12 protein-coding genes are annotated in these 16,950 nt (G+C 66.7%); 6 read left to right on the top strand and 6 right to left on the bottom strand.

Annotated features, from left to right (window positions below; genetic code table 11):
• Nucleotides 1-3: 3 nt before the first annotated feature.
• From OKW37_RS08315 to hemC, 5 genes are all read right to left on the bottom strand, one after another.
• Nucleotides 4-1,743: a SulP family inorganic anion transporter gene (locus tag OKW37_RS08315; RefSeq protein WP_429407080.1), complete on the bottom strand. Its 1,740-nt coding sequence runs from the start codon at nt 1,741-1,743 to the stop codon at nt 4-6.
• A gap of 114 nt (nt 1,744-1,857) precedes the next feature.
• Complete coding sequence (locus OKW37_RS08310) at nt 1,858-2,886, bottom strand: SDR family oxidoreductase (protein ID WP_429408465.1); 1,029 nt, start codon at nt 2,884-2,886, stop codon at nt 1,858-1,860.
• A gap of 264 nt (nt 2,887-3,150) precedes the next feature.
• Nucleotides 3,151-4,341 carry a heme biosynthesis HemY N-terminal domain-containing protein gene (locus OKW37_RS08305; RefSeq protein WP_184059569.1) on the bottom strand — a complete coding sequence of 397 codons (1,191 nt, stop codon included), beginning with the start codon at nt 4,339-4,341 and terminating at the stop codon, nt 3,151-3,153.
• A gap of 2 nt (nt 4,342-4,343) precedes the next feature.
• Nucleotides 4,344-6,335 (bottom strand): fused uroporphyrinogen-III synthase HemD/membrane protein HemX, encoded by a 1,992-nt coding sequence (gene hemDX, locus OKW37_RS08300; RefSeq protein ID WP_429408467.1) that lies wholly within the window; start codon nt 6,333-6,335, stop codon nt 4,344-4,346.
• Nucleotides 6,335-7,333 (bottom strand): hydroxymethylbilane synthase, encoded by a 999-nt coding sequence (hemC, locus tag OKW37_RS08295; protein WP_184059574.1) that lies wholly within the window; start codon nt 7,331-7,333, stop codon nt 6,335-6,337. The genes hemDX and hemC overlap by 1 nt, the downstream gene beginning before the upstream one ends.
• A gap of 544 nt (nt 7,334-7,877) precedes the next feature.
• On the opposite strand from hemC, the gene ppc reads away from it, so the two are divergent.
• The 6 genes from ppc (at nt 7,878) to OKW37_RS08265 (ending at nt 16,637) form a co-directional block, all read left to right on the top strand.
• Entirely contained in the window at nt 7,878-11,129 is a 3,252-nt protein-coding gene (gene ppc / locus OKW37_RS08290; protein ID WP_429407083.1) for a phosphoenolpyruvate carboxylase, read from the top strand.
• 177 nt (nt 11,130-11,306) lie between these two features.
• Complete coding sequence (locus OKW37_RS08285; RefSeq protein WP_429407085.1) at nt 11,307-12,119, top strand: helix-turn-helix transcriptional regulator; 813 nt, start codon at nt 11,307-11,309, stop codon at nt 12,117-12,119.
• Nucleotides 12,120-12,259: 140 nt separating this feature from the next.
• Nucleotides 12,260-13,666: an argininosuccinate lyase gene (gene argH / locus OKW37_RS08280; RefSeq protein WP_429407087.1), complete on the top strand. Its 1,407-nt coding sequence runs from the start codon at nt 12,260-12,262 to the stop codon at nt 13,664-13,666.
• Nucleotides 13,667-14,028: 362 nt separating this feature from the next.
• Nucleotides 14,029-14,562: a TonB C-terminal domain-containing protein gene (locus OKW37_RS08275; protein ID WP_184021206.1), complete on the top strand. Its 534-nt coding sequence runs from the start codon at nt 14,029-14,031 to the stop codon at nt 14,560-14,562.
• A 367-nt stretch (nt 14,563-14,929) separates the two neighbouring features.
• The gene (locus OKW37_RS08270) at nt 14,930-16,237 is read left to right on the top strand and encodes an MFS transporter (protein WP_184059583.1); all 1,308 of its coding nucleotides are present in this window, start codon (nt 14,930-14,932) and stop codon (nt 16,235-16,237) included.
• A 220-nt stretch (nt 16,238-16,457) separates the two neighbouring features.
• The gene (locus tag OKW37_RS08265; protein WP_018419748.1) at nt 16,458-16,637 is read left to right on the top strand and encodes a hypothetical protein; all 180 of its coding nucleotides are present in this window, start codon (nt 16,458-16,460) and stop codon (nt 16,635-16,637) included.
• Nucleotides 16,638-16,671: 34 nt separating this feature from the next.
• On the opposite strand, the gene OKW37_RS08260 is transcribed toward OKW37_RS08265, so the two are convergent.
• Nucleotides 16,672-16,806: a hypothetical protein gene (locus tag OKW37_RS08260; RefSeq protein ID WP_429407090.1), complete on the bottom strand. Its 135-nt coding sequence runs from the start codon at nt 16,804-16,806 to the stop codon at nt 16,672-16,674.
• Nucleotides 16,807-16,950: the final 144 nt, after the last annotated feature.

The following is a 16,950-nucleotide window of genomic DNA, read 5'->3' as shown; positions in this document are numbered from 1 at the left end:
ATACTATTCCTTCCCAACCCCCTCGACATAGCTATCAACCGCACTGTTCACCGTCGGATGAAAGCACGCATCGCCAATCAGATCGGTCAGCTCGAAGCGTCTGAGCTTGTCGCGAACCGGATCCTTCATCTCTGCAAAGTGCAGCGCGATCCCGCGCTCGTCGAGCGTGCGCGTCAGTTCCCGCAGCATGTCGGCGGAGGTGACGTCCACGCTCGTCACCGGTTCGGCCGCCACCACCACACGCCGCACCGGTGCCGGCGATTCGGCGACGGCTTCCAGCAGGCGCTCCTGAAACTGCTCGGCATTCGCAAAGAACAGCGGTGCATCCCAGCGAAACAGCACGAGTCCGGGGATTCGCTGGGCATGCGGGTAGCGCTGCAAGTCGTGATAGCCGCGCAAACCTTCAACGCTTCCCAGCACCGCGTAGTGCGGTCGCCAGCCGTCCCACAGAAATTCGATGACCGCGATCACCACCGCGAAGCAGATGCCGGGAATCGCACCGAACACCGCGACGCCGGCAAAGCAGGCCATCGACAGCCAGAACTCCCATTGCTGGATGCGGAAAATCCGCTTCAGGTCCGTGATCTCGAACAGACCGAGCGCCGCCGCGATGACGACCGCGGCGAGCGCACTGTTGGGCAGGTAGCGCATCAGATTGGGCGCGGCCATCAGCAGCGCCGCGACCGCCAGCGCGCCGACGACGCCCGTCAGTTGCGTCTTCGCACCCGCCGCCTCGGCGACCGGCGTGCGCGACGAACTGCTGCTGATCGGGAAGCCGTGGAACAGGCCGGCCGCAAGATTGGCCGCGCCGAGCCCGACCATCTCCTGATTGGGGTCGACGCGGCTGCGAAAACGTGCCGCGAAAGTTCGCGACAGCACGCTGGTATCCGCGAACGAGATCAGCGCGACCGCGCAGCCGCCGAGCAGAATCTTGACCAGATCGGCGTCGGTGACCCACGGCAGCGCAAAGGTCGGCAGGCCTTGAGGAATCTTGCCGAGCACTTTCACACCAATGCTATCGAGGTGCAATACGGTTACGCACAACGTCGCAACGATCACGGCGATCAGGATGCCCGGCAGCTTTTCGAAGCGCTTGAGAAACAGGATCAGCACGAGGCTTCCAGCGCCCACCGCGAAGCTATACCAGTTGGATTTGCCATCGGCGATGGCCTGCACGAGGCTCACGATGTCCCGCAACGGCCCGCGCTCTTCGATTGAGATGGCAAACAGTTTGGGCAATTGACTGATCAGCACGGCGAGCGCAATGCCGTTCATATAGCCGTATCGAATGGGTTTCGACAACAATTCAGTGATGAATCCCAGCCGCAGCAAGCCCATCACGATACAGAACAGGCCGGACACGATCGCCATCATGCTGGCCGCCGCAATCGCGCGCGACGGGTCGCCCGCAGCGATTTGCACCACGACCGCCAGAATCGGAGCGGCGAGCGCGGAGTCGGGACCGAGCACGAGAATCCGGCTCGGACCGAACAGCGCATACGCCAATAGCGGAACGATCGTCGCGTAGAGGCCGTACACGCCAGGGACGCCGGATGCCTCCGCGTAAGCGATCCCAACCGGCACCAGCATCGTGGTCAGCACCAGTCCCGCCGTCAGATCGTTCGGCAACCAGCTCAGCCGGTACGTCTTGAGCACCGTCAGTCCCGGCAGCCAGCGCATCCAGCGGCGCGCCCTGCTTACAGCAGTCTGTTCTTTGTGAGGAACTGGCCTGTCCGCTTCCATTTTTGGAATGTTCGTAGTCGAGGACGCCGCACCACGGTTTGTGGGCGGTACCGTCATTCGAAGGATAGTCCAGACATTCCGTCGGCGACAGGGATGAGGCCCACCGGCCGCGCATCAGGGCCGCTCGCGCCTCAGCAGCCACGCGACGCCCCCCGCCAGCGCCATCACTGCCGCGCCGTACACCGCATTGCGATGCCGATCGGTGAACATCTGCCAGCAGTACGCACGCGCTTCATCATCGAAGCGACCATGCGAAGCGTAGTGGCCCGGCACCGGCTCGTAGAGATTCGCGGGCGCATCGGCGGGCAACGGTTCATCGGTCAATTGCCCGTCGTAACCCGCCCGCGCGAGATAGCGGTCGAGCAGCGTCGGCGCGATCCGGTTCGCGAGGATCGCCTTGACCGTCGACCACCCGACCCACACCTGCCGCCGCCGATGGGTGGCCGCAAAGTAGATCGCCCGTGCCGCCACTTCCGGCTGAAACACCGGCGCCACCGGCCGTGCCCTGCGCCCCGTGCGATTGAGCGCCCAGTCGAATTGCGGCGTATTGACCGCGGGCAGATCGACCATCGTCAGATGGATATCGACTCCGTCGTGCAGCAACTCGGAACGCAACGAATCGGTGAAGCCGCGCACGGCAAACTTCGCGCCGCAATAGATCGACTGCAACGGCACCGACCGGTACCCGAGCGCCGAGCCGACATTGACGATCGTCCCGTGCCCGCACGCGCGCATCACGGGGAGCGCCGCCAGCATGCCGTTGACCTGCCCCAGGTAGGTCACCTGCGTGCCGCGTTCGACATCGCGCGCGCTGAGCGCCGACACCGGCGCAAACGCGGTCGCCATCGCGACGTTGACCCAGACGTCGATGCCGCCCCACTCGCGCTTCACGCGCTGCGCCGCGCGCTCGATCGCGTCGGCATCGGCGACATCGGCCGCAATGGCGAGTGCGCGCACGCCATAGGACGCGGCGATCTCCTCGGCGGCACGAGCGAGCCGTCGCGGCTCGCGCGCGATGAGCCCAACGTCATAGCCCTGCCGCGCGAATTCGGACGCGCTCGCGCGCCCCACGCCGGCACTTGCCCCTGTAATGACGACGACGCCCTTGCGCTCGACGTCGCCGCTGCGGGTCTCGGTTTGCACCGTCACAGCGTCGCTGGCCACTTTGAACACCTCCGAGGTTGCGCATCCAGTGAGGTGGTGAAGCAAAGCGCAGTCCCGACGATTCGAGCTGGGGATCTGCGAATTGCGCGCGAGTCCAGCGCACGCCCGGCCGCCGGGACGCCGGCCGCCGGAAGCCGGAACGCCGGCCGCCGGAAAAACAAATGGCCGCAGCGCGGGGCTGCGGCCATCAGGTAGCGGTTTCCGAGGCTTGCGCGCTTCAGCGCAAGGCCGAAAACGCCGAACTCACGTCACGTTCATCGCCAACGCACTCTCGCGATAGTGCTGGCTCGCCTTGTCGGTATCGCCCAGCTGCTCGTGCAGACGCGCGAGCGCGCGATGCGAGCGGATCTTCAGCGTCTCGTTGTCGGCAAGCTTCAGCGCGCGTTCGAGGAACGACTGCGCCTTGCCCCACAACTGCTGATGCAGGCACAGGCGCCCCAGCGCGAACATCAGGTCCGCGTCTTCCGGCCGATCCTTCTGCCACGCCTCGGCCTTCTGGATCAGCGGCAACGCATCGCCGCCGGCCGTGTCCGGATAGCGTCGCAACAGGCGCGCATCCCAGTTCTGCGCGAGCGCCTCCTCGACGATCTTGCGCGCCTCCTGCGGACGGTTCAGCGCGACCAGCAGTTCGGCGGCGGTGTCGGCGAGGCGCGGCGAATGACGCTCGGTCGCCGACAGCGAGTTCCACAGTTCGAGCAGCGCGTCCGCATTGTGGCGACGATCGCGCAGCAGATTTTCCGCCGCCAGTTGACGCAGCCGCACCGCGACCGCCGGATGGATCGCCTCGCGCTTCTCCAGCGTCTTCACGAGCTTCAGCACTTCGCCCCAGTTCTTCAGTTGCTGCTGCGCACGCAGCATGATTTGCTGCGCATGAATGCGCCGCGCGCCCTGCGATTGCATCTCGGTCAGCGCATTGAGCGCGCCGTCGGCGTCGCGGCCGTCGGCGCGCATGTCGGCGGTGGCCATCAGGCGCGCGTCCTGCCAGTCGGCTTCGTCGATCTGCGCGAGCCATTCGTCGCGCCGCGCGTACTCATGCATGCGATGCGCGGCGGTCGCCGCGATCAAACCGGCCGCGCCCTTGTTGTCGCCATTCGTGAGCGCGTCCTTGGCGGCCTTTTCCGCGCGCGAGAAACGCCCCGCGTACAGGTTGCCGATCGCGTCGCGCAACGCCGCATGCGCCTTCGCGACACGCGCGCGTGCGCGGTACGCGGCGACGCGCTGCGGCATGCGCCAGATATTGCGGATGATGCGCAACAGCGCATAGAGCAGGACGAACAGCACCACCAGCCCGACGACGAACAGGTTCAGCGACATGTCGACGCGGTACGGCGGATAGATCAGCAGCACTTGCCCAGCGTCGAAGCGCCCGCCCACCGCGAGCACGACCGCGACGGCGAACAGCGCCGCGAGCCACAGGAGTCCCCGGATCGCCATGATTAACCCCGGTTCCGGTATTGATTGACGGCCTGCAGGCTCGTATCGAGGTTCGGCAGCTCGACCGCGGCCGAATCGGCGTCCACCTGCTTGACCAGATCGATGACCGTCTGCGTGTCTTTCGACGACGCGTCGAAGTAGCGCGTCAACGCGGACTGCGCCGCCTGCAGGTCGGACTTCAGCGTGGTCTGGTTGCGCGACAGCAGCGCGAGACGCGCCGACAGCAGACGCAGCTTCAGGTTCTCGCGCACGAAGTAGCCTTGATCCGGCGTGACCAGCATCGCGTCGGCGTTGTCGATACGGCGCACCTGCACGAGACTCGTCAGCTGTTCGCCGATGCCGTGCGTGACCTCGTCGATCCACACTTCCCAGCGCGGCTTGCCGGTGGCCGCGGCCACCTTCGCGGTGTCGGCCCACGTGGCCGCATGCGGCGTGGCACGCGGAATCGGTGCTTCACCCGACAGCGGCAGGCCGTTCACGTGATCGATCGCGTTGTCGAGCTTGATCGCGAGGCCGGTCAGATCGGTGGACGGCGCGGCCTTCAGCTTGTCGATGTCCTGCGCGATCGCCTTGCGCACCGCGACCGCCTGCGGACTGTCCGACGCCGCGAGGCGCGTATCGGCGCTTTGCAACGCGAACAGCGCGAGCTGCGTATTGCCGGTCAGCTGCAACTGCTGGCTCGCCGCTGACAACATCTGCCCGACTTCGGCGAGCGTCCAGTCGTCGCGATTGCGCGCGAGATCCGCGTATTGCTGTTGCAGCGCCTGCTGCGCGGCCTGCGCATCGGCGAGCTTGCCTTCGAGCTGCGCGACCTGCGAGTCCGATTGATGCACGGTGGCGAGCGCCTGGTCGATCTTGATGCGCAGTTCGTTGGTCTGGGTGTCGTTGGCCTGCTGACGCTGCGCGAGTTCCTGCTCGGTGCGCACCAGCTTGCGGTTCATCGCGAAGCCGCCCACGCCCGCCGCGCACGCGATGACCACGATGACAATCCACAGCAGCGGTCCGCTCGCGCTGCGGCGCTTTTGCGCTTCGTACGGCGTGAAGGGTGGGTTCGGCGGCAAGGCGGCGCTTGCGGGCGGCTGAGGTGAGGCGTTCGTGGATGCGTTCGTTTCAGTCATGCGTGGTTGAGCCGGGTTGGACGATACCGGTTGGACGACGGGAGGCACGGCGGCCGCGGCAACGAGGGCTCGGACTATGCGCTCGTCGCCCGCGCCGGACACCGTAATCCTATCAAAACCCAATGCCCGCGCGGTCTGCGCGATGCGCGGATGCGGCGTGACGAGGGGCGCGTGTTTGAGCTGCTCGATCTCGCCGGCGGTCAGATGCTCGTGCGCGAGTTCGTGCAGATTGCGTACGCCTTCGGAGCTGGTCAGAAGCCATGCGTGCGGCGTGCCCGCGAGCAGTTCGTGCACGCGCGCCCATGCGCCGATCGACGGCTCCGGCACGATGCGCCGGTAAGCGGCCACCGCGTCGACTTCGGCGCCGGCTTCACGCAGGCGCTCGCTCAGCCATTCGCGGCCGCCGTCGCCGCGCACGATCAGCACGCGCTTGCCTTCGAGGCTCGCGGCACCGAGTTGCGCCTCGAGCGCGGCAAACAGGCTCTCGGAGTCGAAGCTCGTCGATTCGTCGTCGGCGCCCGCCGCGGGGCTGATCACGCGATGCTCGGACGCGCTGACGCCGTGGCGCGCGAGCGCTTGCACGCTGCCCGGGCCGACCACGCCGATCGGCAGCGCATGCGGCCAGATATCGTTATGGCGCGCGAACGCGTGATCGACTGCGTTCGGCGACACGAACACGACGAGCGCGTAGCGTTCGAGCGACGCGAGCGCGGCGCACAACGGCGCGTCGTCGATGACGGGCGCGATGTCGATCAGCGGGAAGTCGAGCGACGCGAGTCCGGCTGCTTCGAGCTGTTCGACGAGTTCGCTCGACTGGCCGGCCGGCCGCGTGATCACGACCGTGAAGGGCGCCTTCTCGGGCGAGACGGCGGCCATCACTCGCTGGCCGCCGCGCTGGGCGCGGCCGCGGGACCGCTCGCCGTACTGAGCGCGCGGACGATGTCGAGGGCGCCCTGCTGCGCGAGCGAGTGCGCTACTTCCTCGCCGAGCGCGCGCGCGCGTTCGACGGTGGGCGCCGGCGCCGACGCCTGCGCGCTCAGCACGCGCTGGCCGTCCGGCGTTGCGACGATGCCGCGCAGATGCAGCGCGCCATCGCCCCAGGTTGCGTAGGCGGCGAGCGGCACCTCGCAGCTGCCGCCGAGCACGCGCGATACCATGCGCTCCGCTTCGACGGCCGCCGCCGTGTGCTGATGATGCAGCGGCGCGAGCCATGCGGCGAGGTCCGCGCGATCGGCGCGAATCTCGATGCCGAGCGCGCCCTGGCCCGCCGCGGGCAGACTGTCCTCGGGATCGAGCAGCGCGCGGATGCGATCGGCGAGACCCAGCCGCTTCAGCCCGGCCGCGGCCAGAATGATCGCCGCGTAATCGCCGCGATCGAGCTTGGCGAGTCGGGTATCGAGATTGCCGCGCAACGGCCGCACGTCGAGATGCGCATAGCGCATGCGCAGCATCGCCTCACGCCGCAGACTCGAGGTGCCGACCACGGCACCGGCCGGCAGCGCAGCGAGCGAGTCGTACTGATTGGACACGAACGCGTCGCGCGGGTCCTCGCGCTCCATGATGGTGGACAGCGCGAAACCGGCGGGCAACTCCATCGGCACGTCTTTCAGCGAATGCACCGCGAGGTCGGCGCGGCCATCGGCGAGCGCGGCTTCGAGCTCCTTCACGAAGAGCCCCTTGCCACCCACCTTCGACAGCGTGCGATCGAGAATCTGATCACCGCGTGTCGTCATTCCGAGGATTTTTACGTCACAAGATGGATATAATTTGTGCAGCGCACATCGCACATGCTCGGCTTGCCACATGGCAAGGCGGCTCTCTCGCGACGCAATCACAAGCGTGTGGGGTGGCGTGGAAAACGTCTCGGTGTTCATTAGCTTGCTGCTGGATGTCGGGATGGAATAACAATCAATGTTAGCACGCGCCCTCGTTCGCGCCCTTTGGTTCCAAGGCATGGCGAAGCGCCGTGCGCAAGCGGCATCGACGGAGGAGACGGGCTTCGCGCCACGCGCGAAGGCGCCCATTCCGCGTTGTCACGTACGGTCGTTCGCGCACTGCGCGGCGGCATGCGGGATGATGCAATGCGGCGAACATGCCGAGGCAATGCCTGCCGCGTGTTCGGTCCCAGCGCGGGCTGGCAGCCCGTGGCTCCTCTCTCCCTCGTCGGCGTCGCGATTCGGCAGCGCTCGTGTCGTTCCGCGTACGCGGTGCGGCACGTGCGGGCCGCGCTTCCAGTGGGTCGAGCAATCGCCGTGTACAGTCGCCGTTTCAAGTCTCCGTTGCAGTTGCACTAGCAGTCCGTCTTGTAGTCCGTTGCGTAGTCCCTGTTGCACGCAGTTCACGTTGCACTTGCTGGTGGCAGTTCCGCAGTCGCAGTTCATCAATCAACAGACCCTGGCTTCCCCGAGGAAACTCATCGTGACGTCTTCCGGATCGGCGCGCCCCGCCCGCCGCAACACTGCCTCGCCCACCGCTCGCCCGGCCGACGCCGCGGCGCCTGACGCCCTGTCCGACGTTGCCGCGCACGCCATATCGTCGAGCGTCGGTCAACATGGCGACACGCGCGCCGACCAGCGCGCCAGGCGCCGCGCCCTCGCCGCTCGCGCCACCAAAGCCCCGAAGGCCGCGCAGACCTCGGTGCCCGTCAAGCAGGACAAGGCGCAAAAGGCGTCGAAAGCCGGCAAGGCCAGCAAGGCTGAACAGGCCGCGACGTCGGCCACCGCGCGCAAGCCGGCCAAGGCCAAGGCCAAGGCCAAGGTCGATGGCGACGCAACACCCCCGCGCGCCGCGAAACCGTCGAAACCGAAGGACCTGCCGCCGGCTGAGTCCGCCGCCGCGACCACCGCGAAGAGCGGCGGCCGCACGCGCGAGGACAAGGACCACCCGCTGTTCCAGGACATCCGCTATCTCGGGCGTCTGCTCGGCGACGTGCTGCGCGAGCAGGAAGGCGAGGCGGTGTTCGACATCGTCGAGACGATCCGGCAGACGGCAGTGCGTTTCCGTCGCGAGGACGACAGCGCCGCCGCGCAGACGCTCGACAAGAAGCTGCGCACGCTGACGCCCGAGCAGACCGTCAGCGTCGTGCGCGCGTTCAGCTACTTTTCGCATCTCGCGAACATCGCCGAGGACCGTCACCGCAACCGCCGTCACCGAATTCACGCGCTCGCGGGCTCGGCCTCGCAGCCGGGCACGATCGCCCATGCGCTCGAGCGGCTCGCCGCGGCTGGTGCCGCCGCGACACCGGTGCTGCAGCGGTTTTTCGACGACGCGCTGATCATGCCGGTGCTGACCGCGCACCCGACCGAAGTGCAGCGCAAGAGCATTCTCGACGCGCAGCACGACATCGCGCGTCTGCTCGCCGAGCGCGACCAGCCGCTGACGAACCGCGAGCGCGCGCACAACGAAGCGATGCTGCGCGCGCGCGTCACGTCGCTGTGGCAAACGCGCATGCTGCGCGACTCGCGTCTGACGGTCGCCGACGAAATCGAAAACGCGTTGTCGTACTACCGCAGCACCTTCCTCGAAGAACTGCCGGCGCTGTACGCCGACATCGAGGAGGCGCTGAAGGAGCATGGCCTCGAAGCGCGCCTGCCGCCGTTCTTCCAGATGGGCAGCTGGATCGGCGGCGATCGCGACGGCAATCCGAACGTCACCGCCGAAACGCTCGAAAACGCGATCACGCGTCAGGCCGCGGTGATCTTCGAGCACTACCTGGAGCAGGTGCACAAGCTCGGCGAGGAGCTATCGATGTCGAATGTGCTCGTCGGCGCGAGCGATGCGCTCAATGAGCTCGCGGCCATCTCGCCAGACCATTCGCCGCATCGCACCGACGAGCCGTATCGTCGCGCGCTGATCGGCATCTACACGCGGCTCGCGGCAAGCGCGCGCGTGCGCCTCGGCGAAGGCAGCGTGCCGCTGCGCAGCGCCGGCCGCGGCGTCGCGCCGGTCCGCGCGATTCCCTACGACGACGCCGCCGACTTCGTGCGCGACCTCCACGTGCTGATGGATTCGCTCGCCGAGCATCACGGCGCGCCGCTCGCCGCGCCGCGTCTCGCGCCGCTCGCGCGCGCGGCCGAAGTGTTCGGCTTCCATCTCGCGAGCATCGATCTGCGGCAAAGCTCCGACATCCACGAAGCGGTGATCGCCGAGCTGCTCAAGCGCGCCGGTGTCGAGGACGATTACGCGGCGTTGCCGGAAGCCGACAAGCTGACCGTGCTGCTCGCCGAGCTCGCGCAGCCGCGCGCGCTGCGCGTGCCCTCCGCCGACTACTCCGAGCTCGTGAAAAGCGAACTCGCGGTGCTCGAGGAAGCGCGCATGACGCGCGAGAAGTTCGGCGCGCGCGCGGTGCGCAACTACATCATTTCGCACACGGAGACCGTGACCGACCTGGTCGAGGTGATGCTGCTGCAGAAGGAAACCGGCCTGTTGCGCGGACGCCTCGGCGACGAGCACGACCCCGCGCGCGCCGGCCTGATGGTGATCCCGCTGTTCGAGACGATCCCCGACCTGCGCAACGCGCCGCACATCATGCGCGATCTGATCGCGCTGCCGGGCATTAGCGCGCTGATCGAACATCAGGGCAACGAGCAGGAAGTGATGCTCGGCTACTCGGACAGCAACAAGGACGGCGGCTTCCTGACGTCGAACTGGGAGCTGTATCGCGCGGAGCTTGCGCTCGTGTCGCTGTTCAACGAACGCGGCGTGACGCTGCGTCTGTTCCATGGGCGCGGCGGCACCGTCGGGCGCGGCGGCGGCCCGACCTACCAGGCGATCCTGTCGCAGCCGCCGGGCACCGTCGACGGTCAGATCCGTTTGACCGAGCAGGGCGAAGTGATCGCGAGCAAGTTCGCAAATCCGGAAATCGGCCGGCGCAATCTGGAAACCGTCGTGGCCGCGACGCTCGAAGCGTCGCTGCTGCCGCACGACCACACGTTGGCCGAGTTGCCGGTGTACGAGGAAACGATGCAGCAGCTGTCCGATACGGCGATGGCCGCGTATCGCGCGCTCGTCTACGAAACGCCGGGCTTCAAGGAGTATTTCTTCGAGTCGACGCCGATCGCGGAGATCGCCGAGCTGAACATCGGCAGCCGCCCCGCGTCGCGCAAGCTGCAGGATCCGAAGCAACGCAAGATCGAGGATCTGCGCGCGATTCCGTGGGGCTTCTCGTGGGGTCAATGCCGGCTGCTGCTGACCGGCTGGTACGGCTTCGGCAGCGCGGTCGCCGAGCACCTCGACAGCGCGCCGTCCGACGCCGAACGCGCGCGCCGTCTCGCGCTGCTGCAGAAGATGCACAAGAGCTGGCCGTTCTTTTCGAACCTGATGTCGAACATGGACATGGTCATCGCGAAGACCGACCTCGCGGTCGCGTCGCGTTATGCCGCGCTCGTGACCGACAAGAAGCTGCGCAAGCATGTGTTCGAGCGCATCGTCGCCGAGTGGGAGCGCACGTCGAAGGTGTTGTCGGAGATCACCGGCAGGAGCGAGCGGCTCGCCGAGAATCCGCTGCTCGCGCGCTCGATCAAGAATCGCTTCCCGTACCTCGATCCGCTCAATCACCTGCAGGTCGAACTGCTCAAACGCTATCGCGCGGGCGACACGAATGCGCGCGTGCGGCGCGGCATTCATTTGAGCATCAACGGGATCGCGGCGGGGTTGCGCAACACCGGTTGAGGTTGCCGCATTGGCGGACAAAAGCCGGGTGTGGCCGACGCAGGTCACACCCGGCTTTTCTCATTGCGCGAATCCAGCCGCTACAATAGAGCCCGCCATGTACCAGTACAAGTTCGGCAATTATTCTGGTATCTCTATTACCCCCTCCACGTTACCCCTCCACGCGCAGCCGATAGCATGACGACGCCGTCCTCCGCCGATCACCCGCCGCCGCTCGACGCCACCCCGGCCCGCGCGCTCGGCGACTTCATCCGCGCCCATCGCGAGCGGCTGTCGCCGCAGGCGGTCGGGCTGCCGCCGGGGCCGCGTCGCCGCACGCCCGGTCTGCGGCGCGAGGAAGTCGCGCAACTGTGCGGCGTGAGCCCGACCTGGTACACGTGGATCGAGCAGGGCCGGCCAGTGTCCGCTTCCGCCGATGCGCTCGCGCGCATCGCGGTCGCGTTGCAGCTGTCGCGCGCCGAGCGCGCGTATCTGTTCGAGCTGGCCGCGCAACGCGATCCGGCCGAGCCCGACCCGGCCGCCGCCGATGCGCCCGCCACGCTGCTGCAAACCGTGCAGCTCATCGACACGCCCGCCTACGTGCTCGACCGGCAGTGGAATGCGCTTGCGTGGAACGAGCGCGCGGCCGATCTGTTCGTTGGCTGGCTCGACGGCGCGCACGACCGCAACCTGCTGCGCTACACGTTCACCGAGCCGGCCGCGCGCGCGTTGATCGTCGATTGGGAAACGCGCGCGCGGCGGCTCGCCGCCGAATTCCGCGCCGACTCGATCCGCCATCTGAACGATGCGCCCACACGTGGGCTGATCGATTCGCTGTCGGCCGCGAGCGACGAGTTCGCACGCTACTGGGCCTCCCAGGACGTCGGCGGGCGCGAAGGCGGCAGGCGCGAGTTCAACCATCCGCGCGACGGGCGCATCGTTTATGACCAGATCACGTTCAAGCCCGCGCATCGCGAGGATCTGAAGCTCGTGGTGCTGGTGCGCGAATAGGCCCGCGATGGGCGGCAGCACTTTGGCCGCCCTCGCCCGGTGTTAAAATCTTCGTCTTTCTTCGCTGCGGCGGCGCTCTTGCACGATTCGCGCACTCGCGTTGCCAGCCTCTTCACCGCTCGTTTTTACCGCCCAACACCATGACGTCCCAACTGCACAAAAAAGGCGAAGCCTGGTCGGCTCGCTTCTCGGAGCCGATGTCGGAACTCGTCAAACGCTACACGTCGTCGGTTTTCTTCGACAAGCGTCTGGCGTTCGTCGACATCGAAGGGTCGCTCGCGCACGCGTCGATGCTCGCCGCGCAGAAGATCATTTCCGCCGACGACCTCGCCGCGATCCAGCGCGGCATGGCGCAGATCAAAGGTGAAATCGAGCGCGGCGAGTTCGAATGGCAGCTCGATCTCGAAGACGTGCACCTGAACATCGAAGCGCGCTTGACCGCGCTGATCGGCGACGCCGGCAAGCGCCTGCACACCGGCCGCTCACGCAACGACCAGGTTGCGACCGACATTCGCCTGTGGCTGCGCGGCGAGATCGACCGCATCGGCGAGCTGCTCACCGAACTGCGCGTGGCGCTGCTCGAGATCGCGGAGAAGAACGCCGCGACCATCATGCCGGGCTTCACGCACCTGCAGGTCGCGCAGCCCGTCACGTTCGGCCACCATCTGCTCGCGTACGTCGAAATGTTCTCGCGCGACGCCGAGCGCATGATCGACTGCCGCAAGCGCGTGAACCGTCTGCCGCTCGGCGCGGCCGCGCTCGCCGGCACCAGCTATCCGATCGACCGTCACGCCGTGGCGAAGACGCTCGGCTTCGACGGCATCTGCGCGAACTCGCTCGACGCAGTCTCCGACCGCGACTTCGCGATCGAATTCACGGCCGCCTCCGCGCTCGTGATGACGCACGTGTCGCGCTTCTCCGAAGAACTGGTGCTGTGGATGAGCCCGCGCGTCGGCTTCATCGATCTGGCCGACCGTTTCTGCACCGGCTCGTCGATCATGCCGCAGAAGAAGAACCCGGACGTGCCCGAACTCGCGCGCGGCAAGACCGGCCGCGTGAACGGCCATCTGATGGCGCTGCTCACGCTGATGAAGGGCCAGCCGCTCGCGTACAACAAGGACAACCAGGAAGACAAGGAGCCGCTGTTCGACACCGTCGATACCGTCGCCGACACGCTGCGCATCTTCGCCGAAATGGTCGCCGGCATCACGGTCAAGCCGCAGGCGATGCGCGACGCCGCGCTGCAAGGCTTCTCGACCGCGACGGACCTCGCCGACTATCTCGTCAAGCGCGGCCTGCCGTTCCGCGATGCGCACGAAGCAGTCGCGCTCGCGGTGCGCGTATGCGCCGATCGCGGCTGCGATCTCGCGGACCTGACGCTCGACGAAATGCGCGGCGAACTGCCGAACGTCGCGCATCTGATCGGCGACGACGTGTTCTCGTATCTGACGCTCGAGGGCTCGGTGGCGAGCCGCAATCATCCGGGCGGCACCGCGCCCGAGCAGGTGCTGGCCGCGGTGAAAGCGGCGCGTGCGATGTTGAAGTAATCGACGCCTGGGCAGCGCCGTGAGCCTAAGCTTGCGGCGTGGCTGGTTGAACCGGGATCGAAAAGGCGGACCCGCTTGGCGGGTTCGCCTTTTTTATTGCCGCGTGTGAATGGCGAATCGAAGGCAAAAGAAAGCCCGCCAGAAGCGGGCTGAAAAGACTTCCACCGATGCCTCAGCAAGAGGCCATCAGAGTGTAGGCGGGTTTCGCTCGCCGACCAATGCGCGCACATTTCCGGCCATTACAGCGGAAAGCAAAGCGCCTCAGCGGGGCACGCACGATGACATCCGGCGGGCGAACGCCAATTGAATCCCGGCGCTTTTTGACTACCATTCAATCAGGTTCTCCTCGCGGTTCGTCGACGATGCTCTCTCGCACTTCTCCCCCTCCTGTTTCTCACCGTGTGGCTCTGCGCTCCTTCACGGCCGCTCGCATGCATCGGCTATCGCTCGCCGCGCTCGGTGTTGTCGCCGTGGCCGGTTGCACGATCACACCGCTGACGCCGCACGAAACCGTCAGCACACCGGTGGCCGCGATCAACAGCGCGACGCTCGATCAATATCGCGACGCGGTCGCACGACGGATCGTCGAGCGCAATCCGTCGTATGTGCTCCAGGGCAGGCCTCAGCCGATGCTGCGCTCGCTGGTGGTGGTGTCGTTCACGGTCGATCGTTATGGACACATCGTCGAGTCATCGGTGTATCGCACGAACGGTGACGACGAAGCCGAAAGCACCGCGCTCGCGACGCTGCGCCGCTCGGCGCCGCTGCCGCTACCGCCCGGCAAGCTGCTGAATGGCCGCGGCCAGCTCGAGCTATTCGAAGACTGGCTGTTCAACGACAACGGCAAATTCCAGCTGCGCGAACTCGCCTCGCCGCAAGCGGAAACGTACGACTGAGCGCGGTTGGCGCGTGCGCTGACACGCACCGCCCGCGCAGCCGCGCATGGGTCGGCCACGCGCGAGCTACTCGAGTCATCGCGCATAACTCATAAAGCCCCCTCGTTGCCGCGCAAGCTTACGCCGCCATTGCTGCGCGACGAGCGCGCTCGCTATAATTTTCCGATTCCCCGCGCCGGAGCCTTCCGGCATGGCTCACGCCGTCCGCACACCCGCCGGCGCGGCGCATGAGCCGACTGCAGTGCCGCGCCGCCACCCCGCGTGCGGCGCCCAAACCTATACCTCAACGAGGATGCCGCCGTTGCGCGCCGCCTGTCTGCGAAACACGGCTCAGCGCGCCGCGGCCTCATACAATTGGAGACCCTGCATGTCCACTTCGCCGATTTCCGCCGCTCAGCCCGCAAGCGGGCAAAACAATACCGCGCGGATCATCTTCGCGAGCTTCATCGGCACCGCGATCGAGTTCTACGATTTCTATGTCTACGCGACCGCCGCGGCGCTCGTGATCGGACCGGTATTCTTCCCGCATGGCTCGGCCACCGCGCAGGCGCTGTCGGCGTTCGTCACGTTTGGCATCGCGTTCGTCGCGCGACCGATCGGCTCGTTCCTGTTCGGCCACTTCGGCGACCGCATCGGCCGCAAATCGACTCTGGTTGCGTCGCTGCTCGTGATGGGCCTGTCGACCACGCTGATCGGCTTCGTGCCGGGCTACGACGCGATCGGCAGCCTCGCGCCGATCCTGCTGTGCGTGCTGCGTTTCGGCCAGGGTATCGGCCTCGGCGGCGAATGGGGCGGCGCCGCGCTGCTCGCCACCGAAAACGCGCCGGCCGGCAAACGCGGCTGGTTCGGCATGTTCCCGCAGCTCGGGCCCTCGATCGGCTTTCTCGCGTCCAACGGTCTGTTCTTCGCGCTCGCAATGTCGCTCTCCGACGAGCAGTTCCGCAGCTGGGGCTGGCGCGTGCCGTTCATCGTCAGCTCGGTGCTCGTCGCGCTCGGGCTGTACGTGCGGCTGAAGATTGCCGAAACGCCCGCGTTCCAGGTAGCGATCGAGCGCAAGGAGCGCGTGCGCGTGCCGATCGCGACGCTGTTCTCGCAGCACTGGCGGCCGACCGTGCTCGGCGCGCTCGCGATGGTGGTCTGCTACACGCTGTTCTACAACGCGACGACGTTCTCGCTGTCTTATGGCGTCGGGTCGCTGCATATTCCGCGGCAGACGTTCCTCGGCCTGCTGTGCATCGCGGTCGTGTTCATGGCAATCGCGACGCCGCTGTCGGCACGTGCGAGCGATCGCTTCGGGCGTAAGCCGGTGCTGATCGTCGGCATCATCGCGGCGATCCTGTCGGGCTTCACGATGGCGCCGCTGCTCGGCAGCGGCGAGCCGTTGCTCGTGCTGCTGTTTCTCGTGATCCAGCTGTTCCTGATGGGCGTGACCTTCGCGCCGATGGGCGCGCTGCTGCCGGAACTGTTTCCGACCAACGTGCGCTACACGGGCGCCGGCGTCGCGTACAACCTCGGCGGGATTCTCGGCGCGTCGGTCGCACCGTATATCGCGCAGGTGCTCGCCGCGCACGGCGGCTTGGCGTGGGTCGGCGCGTACGTGTCGGTCGCCGCGGCCGTGAGCCTTGTCGGCGTGCTGTGCATGCGCGAGACGCGTGATGAGAGTTTGATGAAATGATGCAACGCGCATCGGCGGAACAACGCTTTCGTCGATGCGCGTTTGCCGAGGTTCGATCGATGCTGCACCCGCGCAGTTTTTACGCGTCTGCGGCAGCGCGCAGAGAGCATTATTTCCTCGCTGTTTGCGCGGCCCGGCCCGGGTAAAACCCCCGCCTTGCGCGTCCTTTTGAGTTGCCTATACTCCCTGACATAACCCTATAAAAAACGGGGAGATCCGCATGAACGTCCATCTTCACAATGCCGATATCGTGACGATCATCGCGCTGGCCTTGCTCGGCTCGCTGCTGCTCGCGCTGCGCTTCCGTCCGACGACATGGAAATCCATCGTCGTCGAGGCGCTGGCCGCGAACGCCGCGGCCATTGCCGCGGTGGTCGCGTTCGAAATGCTGGTCGCCTGAGGCTGGTGCTCCGGGCCTGAGCACGGCGCGCGGCTTAGCGGTAGTAGTAGCCGTGATGGTAGTAGCCACCGCCGCCGTAGTAATAGCCCGGCGCCGGCGCGATAACGCAGCCGCCGAGTGCCGATGCGAGCAGCGTGCCGGCCACGAGAATCAGGATCAAGCGTTTCATGTTGTTCTCCATCGAGTCAGATTGATTCGAGCGCAAACCCCGAATGACCCGATTGGACACGATGCGCGCCGCAGCGAACGTTGCCATTTGTAAGGGAACATCACCGAGCTGTTACAGGACCGGCGCGCTGGATCGGGGCGTTCG

Source organism: Paraburkholderia sp. MM5482-R2 (assembly GCF_050436125.1).
In the GTDB taxonomy this organism is placed as follows: Bacteria; Pseudomonadota; Gammaproteobacteria; order Burkholderiales; family Burkholderiaceae; genus Paraburkholderia; species Paraburkholderia tuberum.
Note: the sequence above shows the minus strand (reverse complement) of the source record. Positions and strands in the feature narration are given on the sequence as shown.